Source organism: Tenacibaculum mesophilum (genome assembly GCF_003867075.1).
GTDB classification, from domain to species: Bacteria; Bacteroidota; Bacteroidia; order Flavobacteriales; family Flavobacteriaceae; genus Polaribacter; species Polaribacter mesophilus.
The window spans coordinates 2620053-2637316 of record NZ_CP032544.1; the positions used below are offsets into that span (position 1 = coordinate 2620053).

The 17264-nt window shown below is 31.5% G+C and carries 17 protein-coding genes; 15 read left to right on the forward strand and 2 right to left on the reverse strand.

Translation table 11 applies throughout. The features are described from left to right. Positions 1 to 23 precede the first annotated feature (23 nt). From D6200_RS11790 to D6200_RS11805, 4 genes are read left to right on the forward strand one after another with little or no spacing between them, the layout of a single operon-like run. Positions 24 to 779, forward strand: coding sequence for a polyprenol monophosphomannose synthase (locus tag D6200_RS11790; RefSeq protein WP_231128370.1), 756 nt, complete (start codon positions 24 to 26; stop codon positions 777 to 779). Positions 780 to 783: 4 nt separating this feature from the next. Then, positions 784 to 1245, forward strand: a complete 462-nt coding sequence (locus tag D6200_RS11795) for a GNAT family N-acetyltransferase (RefSeq protein ID WP_073182239.1) — start codon at positions 784 to 786, stop codon at positions 1243 to 1245. A gap of 6 nt (positions 1246 to 1251) precedes the next feature. Next, the gene (locus tag D6200_RS11800) at positions 1252 to 2592 is read left to right on the forward strand and encodes a dihydroorotase (RefSeq protein WP_073182238.1); all 1341 of its coding nucleotides are present in this window, start codon (positions 1252 to 1254) and stop codon (positions 2590 to 2592) included. Next, positions 2593 to 3084: a DUF4296 domain-containing protein gene (locus D6200_RS11805; RefSeq protein ID WP_073182237.1), complete on the forward strand. Its 492-nt coding sequence runs from the start codon at positions 2593 to 2595 to the stop codon at positions 3082 to 3084. 1 nt (position 3085) lies between these two features. Here the strand turns inward: D6200_RS11805 and D6200_RS11810 are convergent, their stop codons facing one another. Next, positions 3086 to 4087 (reverse strand): SDR family oxidoreductase, encoded by a 1002-nt coding sequence (locus D6200_RS11810; protein ID WP_073182236.1) that lies wholly within the window; start codon positions 4085 to 4087, stop codon positions 3086 to 3088. Positions 4088 to 4149: 62 nt separating this feature from the next. On the opposite strand from D6200_RS11810, the gene tyrS reads away from it, so the two are divergent. The 6 genes from tyrS to D6200_RS11845 all read left to right on the forward strand — a co-directional run bounded on the left by tyrS (position 4150) and on the right by D6200_RS11845 (position 9956). Beyond that, on the forward strand, positions 4150 to 5454 hold the full coding sequence (tyrS, locus tag D6200_RS11815) for a tyrosine--tRNA ligase (protein WP_073182235.1): 1305 nt from the start codon (positions 4150 to 4152) through the stop codon (positions 5452 to 5454). A gap of 431 nt (positions 5455 to 5885) precedes the next feature. Next, positions 5886 to 6254 (forward strand): hypothetical protein, encoded by a 369-nt coding sequence (locus D6200_RS11825; RefSeq protein ID WP_239178205.1) that lies wholly within the window; start codon positions 5886 to 5888, stop codon positions 6252 to 6254. Between the two features lie 163 nt (positions 6255 to 6417). After that, complete coding sequence (locus D6200_RS11830; RefSeq protein WP_073182234.1) at positions 6418 to 7212, forward strand: MbnP family protein; 795 nt, start codon at positions 6418 to 6420, stop codon at positions 7210 to 7212. 98 nt (positions 7213 to 7310) lie between these two features. Further along, a complete protein-coding gene (locus D6200_RS11835; protein WP_073182233.1) occupies positions 7311 to 8342 on the forward strand; it encodes a cytochrome-c peroxidase in 1032 nt (343 codons plus the stop codon). Continuing rightward, the gene (locus D6200_RS11840; protein ID WP_083574777.1) at positions 8305 to 9291 is read left to right on the forward strand and encodes a transporter family protein; all 987 of its coding nucleotides are present in this window, start codon (positions 8305 to 8307) and stop codon (positions 9289 to 9291) included. The genes D6200_RS11835 and D6200_RS11840 overlap by 38 nt, the downstream gene beginning before the upstream one ends. 122 nt (positions 9292 to 9413) lie before the next feature. Continuing rightward, entirely contained in the window at positions 9414 to 9956 is a 543-nt protein-coding gene (locus D6200_RS11845; protein ID WP_073182232.1) for a DUF2911 domain-containing protein, read from the forward strand. A gap of 77 nt (positions 9957 to 10033) precedes the next feature. On the opposite strand, the gene D6200_RS11850 is transcribed toward D6200_RS11845, so the two are convergent. Continuing rightward, a complete protein-coding gene (locus D6200_RS11850) occupies positions 10034 to 11032 on the reverse strand; it encodes an SAM-dependent methyltransferase (RefSeq protein WP_073182231.1) in 999 nt (332 codons plus the stop codon). A 205-nt stretch (positions 11033 to 11237) separates the two neighbouring features. Here D6200_RS11850 and D6200_RS11855 point away from each other — a divergent pair, with 205 nt between their 5' ends. From D6200_RS11855 to D6200_RS11875, 5 genes are all read left to right on the forward strand, one after another. Beyond that, complete coding sequence (locus tag D6200_RS11855) at positions 11238 to 11888, forward strand: hypothetical protein (RefSeq protein ID WP_073182230.1); 651 nt, start codon at positions 11238 to 11240, stop codon at positions 11886 to 11888. A gap of 163 nt (positions 11889 to 12051) precedes the next feature. Continuing rightward, positions 12052 to 15033: a leucine--tRNA ligase gene (locus tag D6200_RS11860; protein WP_073182229.1), complete on the forward strand. Its 2982-nt coding sequence runs from the start codon at positions 12052 to 12054 to the stop codon at positions 15031 to 15033. Positions 15034 to 15140: 107 nt separating this feature from the next. Then, positions 15141 to 15593 (forward strand): hypothetical protein, encoded by a 453-nt coding sequence (locus D6200_RS11865; protein WP_125064420.1) that lies wholly within the window; start codon positions 15141 to 15143, stop codon positions 15591 to 15593. 82 nt (positions 15594 to 15675) lie between these two features. Next, positions 15676 to 16143 (forward strand): hypothetical protein, encoded by a 468-nt coding sequence (locus D6200_RS11870; RefSeq protein WP_047787864.1) that lies wholly within the window; start codon positions 15676 to 15678, stop codon positions 16141 to 16143. 106 nt (positions 16144 to 16249) lie between these two features. Continuing rightward, complete coding sequence (locus D6200_RS11875; protein ID WP_073182227.1) at positions 16250 to 17206, forward strand: hypothetical protein; 957 nt, start codon at positions 16250 to 16252, stop codon at positions 17204 to 17206. The last annotated feature ends 58 nt before the right edge of the window (positions 17207 to 17264 follow it).

Sequence of the window (17264 nt, forward strand, 5' to 3'; positions counted from 1 at the left end):
AACACAAAATTAGTAATAAATAAATGTATCTTTGCCCAGATTTATATGAAAATTACATGAAGTCAGACGCTTTAATCATAATTCCTACGTATAATGAAAAAGAAAACATTGAAGCTATTATTCGAGCAGCCTTTAGTCAAGAAAAGGTGTTTCATGTGTTGGTTGTAGATGATAGTTCCCCTGATGGAACTGCAATAATTGTAGAAAAGTTACAAAAAGAATTTCCTAATCAGCTTTTTATTGAAAAAAGAAAAGGGAAAAGTGGATTGGGAACTGCGTATATTCATGGTTTTAAATGGGCAATTTCCAAAAAATACAATTATATTATAGAAATGGATGCTGATTTTTCACATAATCCAAAAGATCTTATCAAATTATACAATGAATGTGTTAATAATGGAGCAGATGTAGCTATTGGTTCAAGATATTCAGTAGGGGTAAATGTTGTTAATTGGCCAATGAGCAGAGTGTTATTGTCTTATTTTGCATCAAAATACGTACGGTTAATAACCAGAATGCCTATTCATGATACGACAGCTGGTTTTGTATGCTATAAAAGAAAAGTTTTAGAGACAATTAAGTTAGATAAAGTTAAATTTGTAGGATATGCTTTTCAAATTGAAATGAAATACAAGGCATGGAAGCACAAATTCAATATCAAAGAAGTCTCAGTTATTTTTACTGATAGAGTTTTAGGAAAGTCGAAACTAAGTAAAGGAATTATTAAAGAAGCTGTCTTTGGTGTGATAAAAATGAGAATTAACGGATTACCGAAATAGGAGAATGACCACAATTACGACAAGAGAAGCAAAGAAAGAAGATTTAGAAATCTTGTTAGGGTTTGAACAGGGTGTAATAGAAGCTGAAAGACCTTTTGATTCATCATTGAAAGAAGGAAAAATTAGTTACTATAATCTGGAAGAAATGATTTTTGCTGACAATGTATATTTAATTGTAGCAGTATCTGGTGATGAAATTGTGGGTTCAGGTTATCTCAGAATAGAAAAATCTAGAAGTTATCGTAAAAATGAACATAATGGATATATTGGTTTTATATATGTAAAACCTAATTTTAGAGGTAAAAAAATAAGTGCTTTAATTTTGAATTCGTTAAAAAATTGGGCAAAAAGCAAAGAAATACGAGAGTTAAGACTTGATGTTTACAACGACAATTTATCAGCAATAAAGGCGTACGAACGCTTTGGTTTTAACAAAAGTTTGATTAACATGAAAATGGAAATTTAGTAGAAAATGAAACAATCATATTTAATTAAAAACGCACAAATCGTTAACGAAAACAAGGTTTTTAAAGGCGATGTTTTAATAGAAGGAGAATTTATTAAGGAAATAGGAGAAAACATAATTCCTACAGGTGATGTATTAATGGTAGATGCAGAAGGAAAGTTTTTAATTCCTGGTATGATTGACGATCAAGTACATTTTCGTGAGCCAGGTTTAACACACAAAGCAAATATAGCTACAGAAAGTAAGGCTGCAATTGCAGGAGGAATTACTTCTTTTATTGAAATGCCAAATACAGTACCTCAAGCAACAACTCAAGAATTATTAGCTGATAAGTTTGAAATTGCAAGTAAAACATCGTATGCTAACTATTCATTTATGTTTGGTGGAACTAATGACAACTTAGAAGAATTGTTAAAAACGAATCCAAAAGACGTTGCGGGAATTAAACTATTCTTAGGCTCTTCAACAGGAAACATGTTAGTTGATAATGAAGAAGTATTAGAAAAAATATTTTCATCAACTAAGATGTTAATTTCTGTGCATTGTGAAGATGAAGCAACCATTAGGAAAAATACAGAAGAGTACAAAGCAAAATATGGTGATGATATTCCTGTAAAATACCATCCGTTAATTCGTAGTGAAGAAGCTTGTTATTTATCATCTTCAAAAGCAATTGAATTAGCAAAGAAAACAGGAGCACGTTTACATATTTTCCACTTATCTACAGAAAAAGAAACGCACTTATTTCGAAATGATATTCCGTTAGAGGAAAAACAAATTACGGCAGAGGTTTGTGTACATCACTTATGGTTTACCGATGCAGATTATGATAAAAAAGGAACACACATTAAGTGGAATCCTGCTGTGAAAACACAAAAAGATAAAGATGGATTATGGAAGGCGTTGTTAGATGATAGGATTGATATCATTGCAACCGACCATGCACCGCATACCTTAGAAGAAAAGGATAATATGTATACAAAGGCACCTAGTGGAGGTCCATTAGTACAGCATGCAGTTCCAGCTATTCTAGAAAAGGTGAAAGAAGGAGTACTGTCAATAGAAAAAGCAGTAGAAAAGATGAGCCACAATCCAGCGAAAATCTTCAAAGTTGAAAAAAGAGGATTTATAAAAGAAGGTTTCTATGCTGACTTGGTTTTAGTTGATGCAGATAAGAAATGGACGGTAGATAAAGAGAATGTGTTATTTAAATGCGGATGGTCTCCGTTTGAAGGTGTTGAGTTTTCAAATCAAATAACACACACTTTTGTAAATGGTAACTTAATGTATAACGAGGGAATTTTTAACGAAGAAATTAAAGGGAAACGATTATTATTTAACAGATAAATGAAGTCTTTTTTTTACATATGTATTGGTTTTTTTTTGGTGTCGTGTACAAGTAATACGATATACAAAAAGCCTGATAATTTAATTCCGAAAGATTCTATGATTTCGTTACTAACCGATATGTATATTGCTTCTTCTGCCAAAAATCAAAAAAATAAGTTTTTAAAGAGAGAAAAAAACTATATGTTTTTGGTATACGAAAAGTATAGAATTGACAGTACTCGCTTTGATGCTAGTAATACATATTACACTTCTATGGTTGATGAGTATACTGAAATTTTAAATAAAGTAAAAAAGAACATTGATTCATTAGACGTTTTATATAGAAAAAAGCAAGAGGTTCAAGATTCAATAAAAGGAATTAAAAAGGAAGGAAAATTAAAAAGAGATACAATTTTAGATAAAGAACTATTATTGAATGATCTTCCTAAAGAATTAATAAAAAGAGAAGATAGAGAGTTTGAAAAAAAGGACTTAAAGAAAATTAAGTAACTTACCTTTTAAACTCTTTAGAAACTCTAGTAATTACATCATTCACTGATTCAAAATCAAAATTAAGTTGTTCTATAATTTTTTTAGCAGTATAGAACGATTTGTTGTGAGCAGATTTTGCAGAGTTCTTAGTTAGTAAAGGCTCCTTACCAGTAAGCTTTGTTAAAAACCAGTCAATTTTCCAAAATATTGAGGTAACAAACTGTCCTACTTTTTTTGAAGGTCTTTTTTTATTTAGATTATCAGCAATACTAAATAAAACATCTTTAAACGATTTGTTTTCTGAAACAAGAATAAAACGTTCATTTTTTATGTTAGAATTCATTAGATCTATCATAGCCTTCACCACATCATTTACTCCAACAAAGCCAGTAACACCTTCAGTGTAAAAGTTAAATCCATTACTTATTTGAGTAAACATTTTACCAGAGCCTTCATTCCAAAAACCTCCTCCTAAAATTACACCAGGATTCACAATTACTACACTTAAATCTTCTTGGCTACCTCTCCAAACTTCCATTTCAGCACCATACTTGGTAATTGCATATCCATGATTTTCATCACTATCAAGCCATTCGTTTTCTTCGTTAATCGGTTTTCCATTAATAGCGTTACCAACCGCAGCGATGGAACTTACAAAACAGAATTTATCTACGTTAGCATCAATAGCAAAGTTGATTAAGTTGGCAGTTCCTTCAATGTTTACCTGACGCATTTTTCTATAATCTTTTGGGTTAAAAGAAACCAATGCAGCACAATGATAAACCTGTGTGATGTTATCAAATACAGGTTCTAGGGAAGGAATATCAGTAATGTCAGCTTGTATCCACTCAATTTTAGAAAAATACTGTTGCACATTATCTGTATAAAAAGAAAAGATTTTCTTAACATATTCACGCTTTTCTTCAGTTCTAAAAATAGCTCGAATCTTGTCGTTTTTTTGGCTTAAGTGATATAATAAATGTGAGCCTACTAAACCTGTTCCTCCTGTAACTAAAATCATAAAGCGAATTTAGTTTATTTTGGTTGATAAACTTATCTTTGCTTCTTTAAAAATAGAATAAAATGACCAAGAATTTAGTAGAAGAATTACAATGGCGTGGAATGATTCACGACATTATGCCAGGAACCGAAGAACAACTTCAAAAAGAAATGACGTCGGTTTATATTGGCTTTGATCCAACTGCAGATTCGTTACACATTGGTAGTTTAGTTCCAATTATTTTACTAGTTCACATTGAAAAAGCAGGGCATCAGCCAGTAGCTTTAGTAGGAGGTGCAACAGGTATGATCGGTGATCCAACAGGAAAATCAGATGAGCGTAATTTATTAAATGAAGAGGCTTTAGCTAAAAACGTAGCAGGTTTAAAAAGAACATTAGGTCGCTTTTTAGACTTTGATAACGGAACTAAAAATTCTCCTTTATTAGTAAACAATTACGATTGGATGAAGGACTTTTCATTTATCGAATTTGTACGTGATGTTGGTAAGAGAATCACTGTGAACTACATGATGGCAAAAGATTCTGTAAAAAAACGTATTACAGGAGAAGCGGGTAACGGGATGAGTTTTACAGAGTTTACGTATCAATTAATTCAAGGGTATGATTTCTATCACTTATATAAAACCTTAAACTGTAAATTACAAATGGGAGGTTCTGACCAATGGGGTAATATTACCACAGGTACTGAACTAGTCCGTAGAATGACACCAGGAGAGGATGCAAAAGCATTTGCAGCTACTTGCCCATTAATAACAAAAGCTGACGGTTCTAAATTTGGAAAGTCTGAAGGAGGAAATGTTTGGTTAGATGCAGATAAAACGTCAGTTTACAAGTTTTACCAATTTTGGCTAAATACTTCGGATGAAGATGCTGAAAAGTATATTAAAATATTTACGTTTTTAGATAAAGAAACTATTGATGCTTTAATTACTGAACATAAAGAAGCACCACACCAAAGAGCATTACAAAAGAAGTTAGCTGAAGAAGTAACAATTTTCGTACATTCTAAAGAAGAGTTAGATAAAGCGATTGCTGCTTCAAATATTTTATTTGGAAAGTCAACAGCTGACGACTTAAAGAATTTAGATGAACAAACCTTTTTAGATGTGTTTGATGGTGTACCGCAAGCTGAGGTAACATCGGAAGACATAGCTGAAGGCTTAGATATGATTGCAGCCTTAGCCGCTAAAACTGGATTCTTAAAATCAAACGGTGATGCAAGAAGAGCTTTAAAAGAGAATTCAATATCAGTAAATAAAGAAAAAGTAAGTGAAGACTTTGTTATCACTTCAAAAGACCTTATTGCTGATAAATACGTGTTATTACAAAGAGGTAAGAAAAATTACTTTTTATTAAAGGTAGCATAAAGAAAATCGTAGGCAAAAACTAAAAAAGCCCTTAAAAGAAATTTCTTTTAAGGGCTTTTGTTTATAATATATAAACAAACGTGAGAAAATAGTTGTTAATTACGAAACTGCTTTTAAATCAAATGTTAAAGGGCACCTTTTACAATTAACACCTTTCTTTTGATATTTGTTACAGCATTTACTTTTAGGCTTAATACAATTACTTGTACATGCGGAGCTGCAAAAAGTAACTTTTTCTAGTCTCTTAATAGAAGTTTTAGAGGTAACTTTCTTGGTTTCAGTATAAAAAACAATCATTATTCTTCAATAAAATCTTTGCAAAGATAAGTTTTTTATTTAGAACAAATTAAAATAAAACAAAAAACATGTATTTTTATTATTGATTATAAGTAGGGATAATCGTATCTTTGCGTGAGAAAAAAGTCCTTTTTTTGATAAAAAAACTAAGCATATATTTTTTTGTTGCACTCTACATGATAGCCATGTTGCGCCCAATAGCTCCTTTTGTTGAGTATGCAATAAATTATGATTATATATCAAAAGTTTTATGTATTAATAAAGATAAGCCAGAATTAAACTGTAACGGTAAGTGTCAGTTAATGATGGAGCTTGAAAAACAACAAGACGACGACTTTAAATCGCTACGAATCTCGATGGAAGAATATCCTATTGGGTTTGTTTCTATTCTTAATATAAATTTAGAAGAAAAACAGTTTGTAAAAGAGAAAGGAACATTTTCTTATAAAAAAAACTATCACTACTTATTTAATAAAGAAGTATTTCATCCTCCTATTATTTAATCTTCATAATTGGCTAAAATTACTACTAATTGGTTACAAATAAGGTAATCAAAAGAGTAGACTATTGTAAAATAAAAACAAGATTAAAACACAATTTACAGGCAAAAACTTTAATGATGCTCAGCATTGTTAAAGAAGTACTGTAGTATATAAAAATTAAAAGATGAAAAAAATATTAGCTATCATAGCTTTTGCTATGGTGTTCACTTCATGTAGTGACGATGAAATAATTAATGATAAATTAGAAGGAAAAAACGAAGTAGTAATAGAATTCGATAACGGTTTTGCTGAAGACAAGCTTTTATTAGGGACTTCAACATACACGAACGGAAATGGAGAAGTATTAACTGTAAATTCTTTCGATTATATCGTAAGTAACTTTGTGCTTGTAACAGAAGAAGGAGAAGAATTTGTATACCCTAAAGAAGAAAGTTACTTTATAATTAGTGAAGGAGGAGGAGACAAACCTAAGAAAATTCAAATATCACTTAAAGACGTACCAGCAGGAAAGTATACAAAAGTTAAATTCGGAATTGGTGTAGATCAAGAACGATTTAAAGAAGGACAAGCTGTTCAGCAAGATTTCTGGACTTTAGCAGAAAAATACAATTTAACTTGGAGTTGGCAAGCGGGTTATAAGTTTGTGGTTTTAGAAGGAAATTACAAAGAAAACACTACTAGTGATGAAAAACAATATATGCTTCATATTGCAAGTAGAGGAACAACAGTAGATTTATATAAGGAAGTAGAATTACCTATGGATGCTGCTATTGTGAGTAAAGAACAATCACCACAATTGCATATTAAAGTAGATGCCAATACAATGTTAGATGGTAAATCTAAAATTAAACTTTCAGAAGGTGCAACTATTATGGGGGGAGATAAAGCAGCTACCATAGCAGAAAACTATACTGAGATGTTCATGGTTCACCATGTACATCATACAAACCATCATTAATTAACACATCTAATCAAAAAGAATAGGGTGAAAGTTCACTCTATTCTTTTAAGTGTAATAGGCTAATTGAAAAAAATTAGCTATTAATACCGTATGTAATGAAAAAAATAATGATTGTCTTGCTAGTATGTTCTTTTTTTAGTTGTAAGCAGGAAGATGTGTATACTAATGTTGAATTAGCTTTTGAACAACCGAGCAACTTTCCTGAACCTCATTATAATTTAAGCTCAAACCCAATTACAGAAAAGGGATTTGAGTTAGGGAAAAAGCTTTTTTATGAAGGAAAACTATCGTCAGACGGAGTAGTTTCTTGTGCTTTTTGTCATCAGCAAAAGTTTGCGTTTACACACCATGGACATCAATTAAGTCACGGTGTAGAAGATAGAGTAGGGACTAGAAATACGCCTCCAATTCAAAATATGGCTTTCCAAAAACAGTTTTCATGGGATGGAGCTGCTTTTCACTTAGATATATTTCCAATAATACCAATTACCAATCCCGTTGAAATGGACGAAACAGTAACCAATATTTTGGAAAAACTACAACAAGATGCAGCTTACCGAAAATTGTTTAGTCAAGCTTTTGAAGATGGAGAAATCAATGCTGACAACACGTTTAAGGCGATGTCTCAATTTATGTTAATGATGGTTTCAGCCAATTCAAAGTACGATAAATATATTCGAGTGGAAAAAGGAGGAGAGTTTTCTGAGCAAGAAAGAAAGGGACTAGAGCTTTTTAAATCAAAATGTGCTTCTTGTCATACATCTGACTTGTTTACAGATGATGCTTTTAGAAATAATGGTTTACCAATAAACCCAGAAATTAACGATTTAGGAAGAATGACGGTTACCTTATTAGAAGAAGATAAATACAAGTTTAAAGTGCCTAGTCTAAGAAATATTGAACTTACTGCTCCGTATATGCATGACGGTCGATTTGGGTCTTTAAAATCGGTATTGAATTTTTATGCAACAGGAGTTCAAGAAACCCAAAACCTAGATCCAATTCTTAAAAATGAGAATGGAACAATCGGAATAGCATTAAACGAGCAAGAAAAAGAAAACATTATAGCCTTTTTAAAAACATTAACAGATGAAGAATTTATCACAGATAAAAGATTTGCCGAATAAAGTACTACTCATATTAGTATTATTAATTTCAGGACAAATACAAGCGGACACATTCCCTAAGCGATATGAGCTATTTTTAGACTGCGATGCTTGTGGTTGTAGTAACAGCGGAGGTAGTTTAGGAATGGGAGGAATAATAGATAATAATTTTGTTGGTGTACGTTATTTACACCAAAAATACCAATCAAAAGATGGGATTTTTAACAACTCTCCAATTATAAATGAGTATTTTAATACAGTACAAGTTTGGTCTCGAATTCCAATTATTAAAGAGTATTTAGAAGCCCAAATTTTTGTTCCTTTTCATTTTCATTCAAGAGACTATGTTGATAAAACAACAGCTATTGAAGGTTTAGGAGATATATCTTTTTTAATTAATTATACCGTTTTAAATAAAAATACAGGAAGTTATAAAGAAGAAAAAGATAAGGTTATATCTTCTAATCATTTATTAAAAGTTGGTGGAGGGTTAAAGTTACCAACAGGAACTTACAACGAAGCAATTAATAATTCAATAAACCCTAGTTTTCAATTAGGAACAGGAAGTGTTGATGTAATAACGAACCTTCAGTACGTATTTAAGAGAAATAATTTTGGAGTTACAAATTATCTTAATTATTACATAAAAACTACAAATAAAGAAGAATATCGATTTGGAAATCAATTTAATTTCAATAGTACTTTCTTTTATGCTTTTAAAGATAGTAAGCAAAATAGTTTTGTGCCTTCAATAGGAGTTTCAGGAGAATTCTATGAAAGTAATAAAATGATTGGATTAAAAGTTAAAAATACTGAAGGTCATGCATTGTTTTCTAGCTTAGGTGCCGAGTATAATGCAAAAAAATTAACAGTAGGAGCCTTAGCAATGTATCCAATACAGCAAAATTTAGCACAAGGAACTATAGAAGTAGAATATAGAACATCTATTTACTTGAATTACAATTTTTAAGAAAATTATTCTTTGCTTGTTTAGAGTCAAAAAATAGGATTGTTTTAAAAAAAGAGTGAATTTTACGTAAGGATTCTTAAATTTGATGACAAAACCCTCAATTAATAATTAAAAATAAGAACATGAAAAAATCAATTTTATCAATTATCGTGCTCGCTGTAGCTTTAGTTTTTTCAAACGAAGTAACAGCTCAAAAATTTGCGAATTTAGATAAAAGTCCAATGGATGCAGCTGCTTTTCCTAGTAGTTATAGAATTTCAGATAAAAAAGTAAAAGTTGTTTATAGCCGTCCACAATTAAAAGGAAGATCGTTAGCAAAACTAGCTCCTATGGGAAAAGTATGGAGAACAGGAGCGAATGAAGCAGCTGAAATTACATTTTATAAAGATATAACTTTTGGAGGTAAAAAAGTAAAAGCAGGAACCTATACCTTATTTACAATTCCAGGGGAAAAAGAATGGACTCTTATTTTAAATACAGCTAAAAATGTTTGGGGGTCTTACTTTTATAACGAAAGTGAAGATGTAGCTAGAGTTACTGCTCCTACTTCTAAGTCGGACGAAACAATTGAAGCTTTTTCAATTGTTTTTGAAGGAGAAGATGATACATTTAACATGTACATTGGTTGGGACAACATTATTGTTACTGTTCCTATAAAAGGATAAGCAAAAGAAATTTCAGAAATAAGAAAAGCATAACTAATTTGGTTATGCTTTTTTTGTTTAAAATAATCTAAGAAATATTATTGCTCTAGTTTGTATTTTAGCTCAATATCTGGATGCATTTGGTAAGTGTAAACAATTGAATTAAATAGGAAAGGATGTTCAATTCCCATTTCAAGAGGAATTGTTAAAGAAGACTCGTTTCTTGTTAGCCAGATATTATCATAAATATGCACCAATGTGTCTAATAGTAAGTAATTGTACTGTTCTATATTTAATGATTTTACAGCTACTTTTTTATCGGGTAGTTGAGTAGAAATAATATCAGATTTGTTTAATGAAATAACCTCTCTAACATTTATAATGGTGTCAATTTCTTCAGTTATATGTTTAGAATCTGTAATTGAATTAACCGATAAGCTCATTTTTATCAAAACATTTTCTGGAATTACAGCAATATCTTCTGATAGTTGAGGTAGTAGATTAAATAAAATAGGAACATAACACTCTCTGTACAACAAAGCATCCAATGTTTCACTAAAGAGTATATGAAACTTTTCAGGTTCAGGTATTTTAAAAGTAACAGCGTCTGCAGTATAATAGTTCGTTACATAATTGGTAAGTTCTAATTTTTGAATAAGGATTTTCGCATATTTTAAAGACTTATCATTAATTTCTAGTAAAGAAAACTGTATTTCTTCAGGACTAAAAAGCGGAGCAATTAGAGTAACAAACGGAGCATAAGGTCCACAACCAGCATAAAAAATATGAATTGTTTCATTAGGATGGTCTTGTTGTTTTTCTTTAATCGCCATCACCATAGCTTTTAAAAACTTCACAGTTCGTTTATAATCTAACAAACACTGTGCAGCATGGTTTAATCCTAAAGCCTTTCCTTTTGAAGTTGTTATAGCTGCTAAGTGCTCTATATGATTTTCAAATCCAGTGAGCTGAGTTAATTCTTTAAAGTAAGTATGTATTTCGTTTATTAAATTTTCAATTTCAGATTGTTCAATAGAGTCTTTAAGTAAAGTAGATACTTTTTCTTTAATATCTAAAGCCGTTATATTTTCGTTCATAGTAGGTTAGTTGTTAAGTTTCCTAAATTATAAAAATATAGCCAAGTAAGGCTAGCTACACCAAGCTTTTTTGAAACTTAAATTAAATCGCTCATTACTCAAAAACAATCAGTAAAGACATTTTAAAATGTTTATAAACATACAATTAATATCTTCCAGAAAGTATTTTACCAATACGTTTACAATTAACTTTAAACTTTAAAAAATGTCTACAAATTACACAACGCTATCCGTTACAAATCAAACCTCAAAACCAGTAGAGGTTTACGTAACTTTTGCAGCATCAAATGCTGCTAATAAATGCTGTCCATCTCCTGTTGGAGTGTCAGATTTTAGTTTTTTAACCAAAGTGAATAAACTCATGGGAAAATTTCAATTAGGAGCTAAGGATACTAAAGAGTTTGATCCGAAAGGAGAATGTTTTAGTGGAAATATTTGTTTTTATATAGAACCACAGTGTCCTGTAAAAGGAGCAGACTTTAACCACGGAGCACAAGGAACGAGTATTGCAGAGTTTACATTAAACCCAAATACCTCATGTGCTGAAGCTTTTGATATAAGCTGTGTTAATGGAATAAATAGCTTTATTGCCATGGAGGTAGACAAGGATGGGGGGTGGAATTACGGACCAAATAAAACACCTATTAGTAGAATTTATAATAAAAAGTTACAGAAAAATTCAGGTAATCCAGGAGTGTTTCCTGTAAACTGCACCGATTGTATTCAATTAAAAGGCGATAAACCATGCCCTACATTACCTTATGGACCACCTCAAAAAGAAAGGATATGTAACATTCAGCGATCGGAACGTGGGGGAACATTAAAAGTAATTTTAACAGATACATCATTAGGATAATATAATAAACTCTCTCTTATTTCAATTTTAAACCTTGCAAAGCTTATAAGGCTTGTGAGGTTTTTTGTATTTATTTAAGTTTTCATGCTGTATTAAAAGAACTAAACTTTTTACTTATCAACAATAACTGTAAATTTGCATCCTTTAAAACAAGCGATTACAAATGCAATACAATCACCAAGAGATAGAAAAAAAGTGGCAAAAGTACTGGGCAAATCAAGGTACATTTAAAGCTGAAAATAATTCTGATAAACCAAAATATTATGTGTTAGATATGTTTCCTTATCCATCAGGAGCAGGATTACACGTTGGGCATCCGTTAGGATATATCGCATCTGATATTTATGCACGTTACAAGCGTCATAAAGGGTTTAATGTATTGCATCCACAAGGATATGACTCTTTCGGGTTGCCAGCTGAACAATATGCGATTCAAACAGGACAACATCCAGCAATTACTACCGAAACGAATATCAAAACCTATCGTCGTCAGTTAGACAATATCGGATTTTCATTTGATTGGTCTCGCGAAGTTCGTACTTCAAACCCTGAGTATTACAAATGGACACAGTGGATTTTTATCCAGTTGTTCAACTCTTGGTATAATAAAGACACAGATAAAGCAGAAGGTATTGCAACCTTAGTAGCTAAATTTGAAGCAGAAGGAAACGCGAACGTAAATGCTGTTTCTGATGAAGATATTGCTGTTTTTTCTGCAGAAGAATGGAAAAACTTCTCAGATACAAAACAGCAAGAAATATTATTACAATACCGTTTAACATTCTTATCAGATACCGAAGTAAACTGGTGTCCAGCTTTAGGAACGGTATTAGCAAACGATGAAATTGTAAACGGAGTTTCAGAACGTGGTGGGCACCCAGTAGTGCGTAAAAAAATGACCCAATGGTCTATGCGAATTTCTGCGTATGCACAACGTTTGTTAGACGGATTACAAAATATCGATTGGCCACAACCTTTAAAAGACTCTCAAACCAACTGGATTGGTCGTTCGCAAGGAGCGATGGTTGCTTTTGATGTGGATGGTCACGATGCTAAAATAGATGTATTTACAACACGTCCTGATACTATTTTCGGAGTGTCTTTTATGACCTTAGCTCCAGAGCACGATTTAGTAGCGAAAATTACCACTGCAGAACAAAAAGAGGCTGTAGAAGCTTACGTAGAAGCTACAGCAAAACGTTCTGAGCGTGATCGTATGGCAGATGTAAAAACTATTTCAGGAGTGTTTACTGGTGCGTATGCGTTGCACCCGTTTACAGGAAAACAAGTGCCAATTTGGATTGGTGATTATGTATTAGCAAGCTACGGAACAGGAGCTGTTATGGCGGTACCATGTGGTGACCAACGTGATTATGATTTTGCAAAACACTTCGGGTTAGAGATTCCGAATATTTTTGCAGATGTTGATATTTCTGAAAAGGCAAACGATGCTAAAGACGGAATTAAATTAGCAAACTCTGATTTCTTAGATGGTTTAAATTATAAGAAAGGAATGAAAACTGTAATCTACGAATTAGAAAAACGTGGATTTGGTTACGGAAAAATAAACTATCGTTTACGCGATGCAGTATTCAGTCGTCAACGTTATTGGGGAGAACCATTCCCAGTATACTATAAAGACGGAATGCCGCAAATGATTGAAGCAAAGCATTTACCAATCGTATTACCGGAAGTAGAGAAATATTTACCTACTGAAGACGGAAAGCCACCGTTAGGAAATGCTGAAGTTTGGGCGTGGAATAGTATTGAGAATAGAGTAGTGAGTAATGAGTTAATAGATAATGAAACTGTATTTCCTTTGGAGTTAAACACAATGCCAGGGTGGGCAGGAAGTTCTTGGTATTTTAACCGTTATATGGACTCGAATAATGAAGGAGAATTTGTAAGTAAAGAAGCGGTTGACTATTGGAAACAAATAGATTTATATATTGGAGGTTCTGAACATGCTACTGGGCATTTATTATATGCACGTTTTTGGCAAAAATTCTTATTTGATAGAGGATTGTTACCTGTGGATGAATTTGCTAAAAAACTAATTAACCAAGGTATGATTTTAGGAACTTCTGCTTTTGCAGATATTCTTTCAATAAATATAAAACAGGTTGGAGCTCATGATAAGACACATTTTTTAAAAACAGCTGTTTTTCAGTTCGTGATAACAAACGAATTAAAAGACTCTATTTTGCAAAGTAATTTTGACTCAGAATTATTGTATGACGTTTTAGAAAAGGTAGAGGGTTTCAAACGAGATGTTTTAAATGATGAGAATATAGATATAGATTTTGAGTTACTATCACATCATAGTATTAGACCAACTCATATTGATGTTTCAATTGTTGATAGTTCTGATTTAGTTTCAAAAGTTAATTTACAAAAGTGGTTAGGTGAAAATGTTAGCTGCGAGTTGATTGAGGATGAATATAAAGTATATCGCGAGGTGGAAAAAATGTCGAAATCGAAATACAATGTGGTAAATCCAGATTTGATTTGTGAAGAATACGGTGCGGATAGTTTACGTTTATTTGAAATGTTCTTAGGGCCGTTAGAGCAAACCAAACCCTGGAAAACATCTGGTATTTCAGGAGTGTATTCTTTCCTAAAGAAATTATGGAAATTATTTACTGATGAAAACGGTATCAACGTTTCTGATGCAGAACCAACTAAAGACGAGTTAAAAACCTTACATAAAACCATTAAAAAAGTAGAAGAAGATATTGAGAACTTCTCGTTCAATACGTCAGTTTCTACCTTTATGATTGCGGTAAACGAGTTGACTGCTCAAAAGTGTAATAAGAGACAAATTTTAGAACCTTTATTAGTGCTAATTTCTCCGTATGCTCCGCATATTGCAGAAGAATTATGGAGTCAGTTAGGGCACAATGAGTCTATTGCAACTGTAACTTTTCCGAAATTTGAAGAAAAACATTTAGTTGAAAGCTCAAAGAACTATCCAGTTTCTTTCAATGGAAAAATGCGTTTTACTTTAGAATTACCGTTAGACATGAGCAAAGATGAAATTGAGAAAACAGTCATGGCACATGAAAAAACACAACAACAATTACAAGGAAGAGAGCCTAAAAAAGTAATTATTGTTCCAGGAAAAATTATAAACATTGTAGGGTAAGTTAACCTTAAATAAATATAGAAAGCCCACAAGCAATTAATTTGTTTGTGGGTTTTTATTTTTAAGCTAAATTCGCAACCTATAAAAACAAATTAAAATTTAAACAAATGAAAAAGATTTTTAAAATTAGCTATGCGGTTTTGATGTGTCTTACTTTAGTAATGAGTAGTTGTTCTGATAGCGATAATGATCCAGAAGGAATCGCAAACACAAAATTATCAGGAAAAGTATTAGGAACAAGTTTTACGGCCAAAGGAGGTAAAGCATTTATGTCTGGAAATAATGAACTTTCAGTAAATGTAACCAATATTCAAGCAGATTGCACTTCTGATGTTCTCAACTACGAATTAAAAATTACAACTTATGTGAAAGCAGAGTTAGGAACTTATAATAATGTGAATGTAGTTTTTAATAAGAAAGGAGCGAATCCTTTAAATTACCTTCAAGGAGCTGTTGAGGTTGTAAGGTTAACAAGTAATGAAGTTACCTTAAAAATAAAAGCAAATTCAAGTTCAGATAATTCAATAGAAGGCTTTTTTACGGTTCCTTTTTGTGAGTAACAATAACAATAAACTATTTATTTAGTGCTTTTTTATTTTAGGTTATATTAGCGCTTATTAAAAAATAATAAATATTCAATAAATGAAAAATTTTTTCAAAATTAGTTATGTAACTTTAGTATGTTTAACATTGGTAATGACTGGTTGTTCAGATGATGATAATACGGACAACATAGGTACTCCAATACCCAGTACTATTTTAAAAGGAAAGGTATATGGAAAAGATTTTACTGCTAAAGGAGGGAAGTCATTTGCATCAGGAAAAGATGGAGAAGTTTCAATTAATATTACAAACGAAGAGGTAGGTTGTGATTCAGATATTTTTGATTATAAGTTAGAAGTTTCTTTATTAGTAGAAGGTAAAGTAGGAACGTATAATGATGTAAATGTTGTTTTCAAAGATGGAGAAGGAAACTTAGTTAATGTTTTGGGATCAAATGTTGAAGTTGTAAGTATTTCAGATTCTAAAATTAATTTAAAAATAGAAGCTAAATCAATCGATAAACAAAATAAAGTATCTGGTTCATTTGAAGTAGAATACTGCAAATAGAGTTTTTAAAATATAATTTAGAAAGACTTTTACATTTATGTAAAGGTCTTTTTTTATACGACAAAACCAAAAACTTTTCTCAAATTTGCTTTCCAAAAAATAAAACATGAAAAAAGTATCTCTCACCAGCTCTTGGGTTTTTGCAATAATTCCAATCGGAATTTTCTTTTTTGTAGTATTTCCTCAGTTACAAAACATGTATGAATCATTTCATAAGAGAGAAATTGAAGTACAACAAAGTGCACGAAAACTGGACTCATTACAACAACTTACTAAACCTACAAGAGAAGATTTAAACAATATAAAACGTCTAGAAATTACAGTTCCAATTCATCAGTTGAGTATAGATAAACAACGGTACACCTATTATAAAACAGGCGGAATGCTGGCAGTATTAGCTTTTATGTTTATTGGTATGTTTGGTTCTAGTTACTGGGCAAAAAGAAAGAAAAACTCGTCAAATAATAAACAAATAGAATTTTCTTTTGAAGATTTTACAACAGATACTATAGGGCAATACATTTCTTGGGATCCAGTTAAAGGGTCAGGGAGTAATTTTTTAAGCGAACGTTTACGAAAAACGAGTTCTGGATATAAAATTACTTCGAGTACTTATATGAAATTTATGGCTTGGAGTTTCTTTTTGATGGGATTAAATTATGTGGCTTGGTCTTATATAGAGTTTTTTGAGTTTTCAAAAGAGCCATTAACCTTTATGCAAGGAGGAAAAATGTTTTTCATCTCAGGAGGTCCCTTTGTATTAATAGGAGTTTTTTTATTGTTTTCTTTTGGAGCTAAAGCTTTTTTAAACTCACAAAAAAGAAAGGTATTAGTAGATGGTGAAATTATATCTTTTCAGCAAGTATATGCTTTACAAGTTTTATCAAAATTTATTCAAGGAAACAAGTCTGGAGGTTACCATTGTTACGAGGTGAATTTAGTTACTCAAAGTGGAGAACGTTATAACTTGTTAAATCATGGAGATAAAGAATACTTGTTGAGCGATATGGTAAAAATAAGTAGATTTTTAAAAGTGCCTGTTTGGAATAATGGTGTCATTTAAAATAATTTATAGAGTAATTAACAAACTTTTACTAATTTACACGAATACAAATCGTAAA

Coding starts and splice junctions, on each gene's coding strand:
- D6200_RS11790 (WP_231128370.1), top strand. CDS start 24: ATGTATCTTTGCCCAGATTTATATGAAAATTACATGAAGTCAGACGCT.
- D6200_RS11795 (WP_073182239.1), top strand. CDS start 784: ATGACCACAATTACGACAAGAGAAGCAAAGAAAGAAGATTTAGAAATC.
- D6200_RS11800 (WP_073182238.1), top strand. CDS start 1,252: ATGAAACAATCATATTTAATTAAAAACGCACAAATCGTTAACGAAAAC.
- D6200_RS11805 (WP_073182237.1), top strand. CDS start 2,593: ATGAAGTCTTTTTTTTACATATGTATTGGTTTTTTTTTGGTGTCGTGT.
- D6200_RS11810 (WP_073182236.1), bottom strand. CDS start 4,087: ATGATTTTAGTTACAGGAGGAACAGGTTTAGTAGGCTCACATTTATTA.
- tyrS (WP_073182235.1), top strand. CDS start 4,150: ATGACCAAGAATTTAGTAGAAGAATTACAATGGCGTGGAATGATTCAC.
- D6200_RS11830 (WP_073182234.1), top strand. CDS start 6,418: ATGAAAAAAATATTAGCTATCATAGCTTTTGCTATGGTGTTCACTTCA.
- D6200_RS11835 (WP_073182233.1), top strand. CDS start 7,311: ATGAAAAAAATAATGATTGTCTTGCTAGTATGTTCTTTTTTTAGTTGT.
- D6200_RS11840 (WP_083574777.1), top strand. CDS start 8,305: ATGAAGAATTTATCACAGATAAAAGATTTGCCGAATAAAGTACTACTC.
- D6200_RS11845 (WP_073182232.1), top strand. CDS start 9,414: ATGAAAAAATCAATTTTATCAATTATCGTGCTCGCTGTAGCTTTAGTT.
- D6200_RS11850 (WP_073182231.1), bottom strand. CDS start 11,032: ATGAACGAAAATATAACGGCTTTAGATATTAAAGAAAAAGTATCTACT.
- D6200_RS11855 (WP_073182230.1), top strand. CDS start 11,238: ATGTCTACAAATTACACAACGCTATCCGTTACAAATCAAACCTCAAAA.
- D6200_RS11860 (WP_073182229.1), top strand. CDS start 12,052: ATGCAATACAATCACCAAGAGATAGAAAAAAAGTGGCAAAAGTACTGG.
- D6200_RS11865 (WP_125064420.1), top strand. CDS start 15,141: ATGAAAAAGATTTTTAAAATTAGCTATGCGGTTTTGATGTGTCTTACT.
- D6200_RS11870 (WP_047787864.1), top strand. CDS start 15,676: ATGAAAAATTTTTTCAAAATTAGTTATGTAACTTTAGTATGTTTAACA.
- D6200_RS11875 (WP_073182227.1), top strand. CDS start 16,250: ATGAAAAAAGTATCTCTCACCAGCTCTTGGGTTTTTGCAATAATTCCA.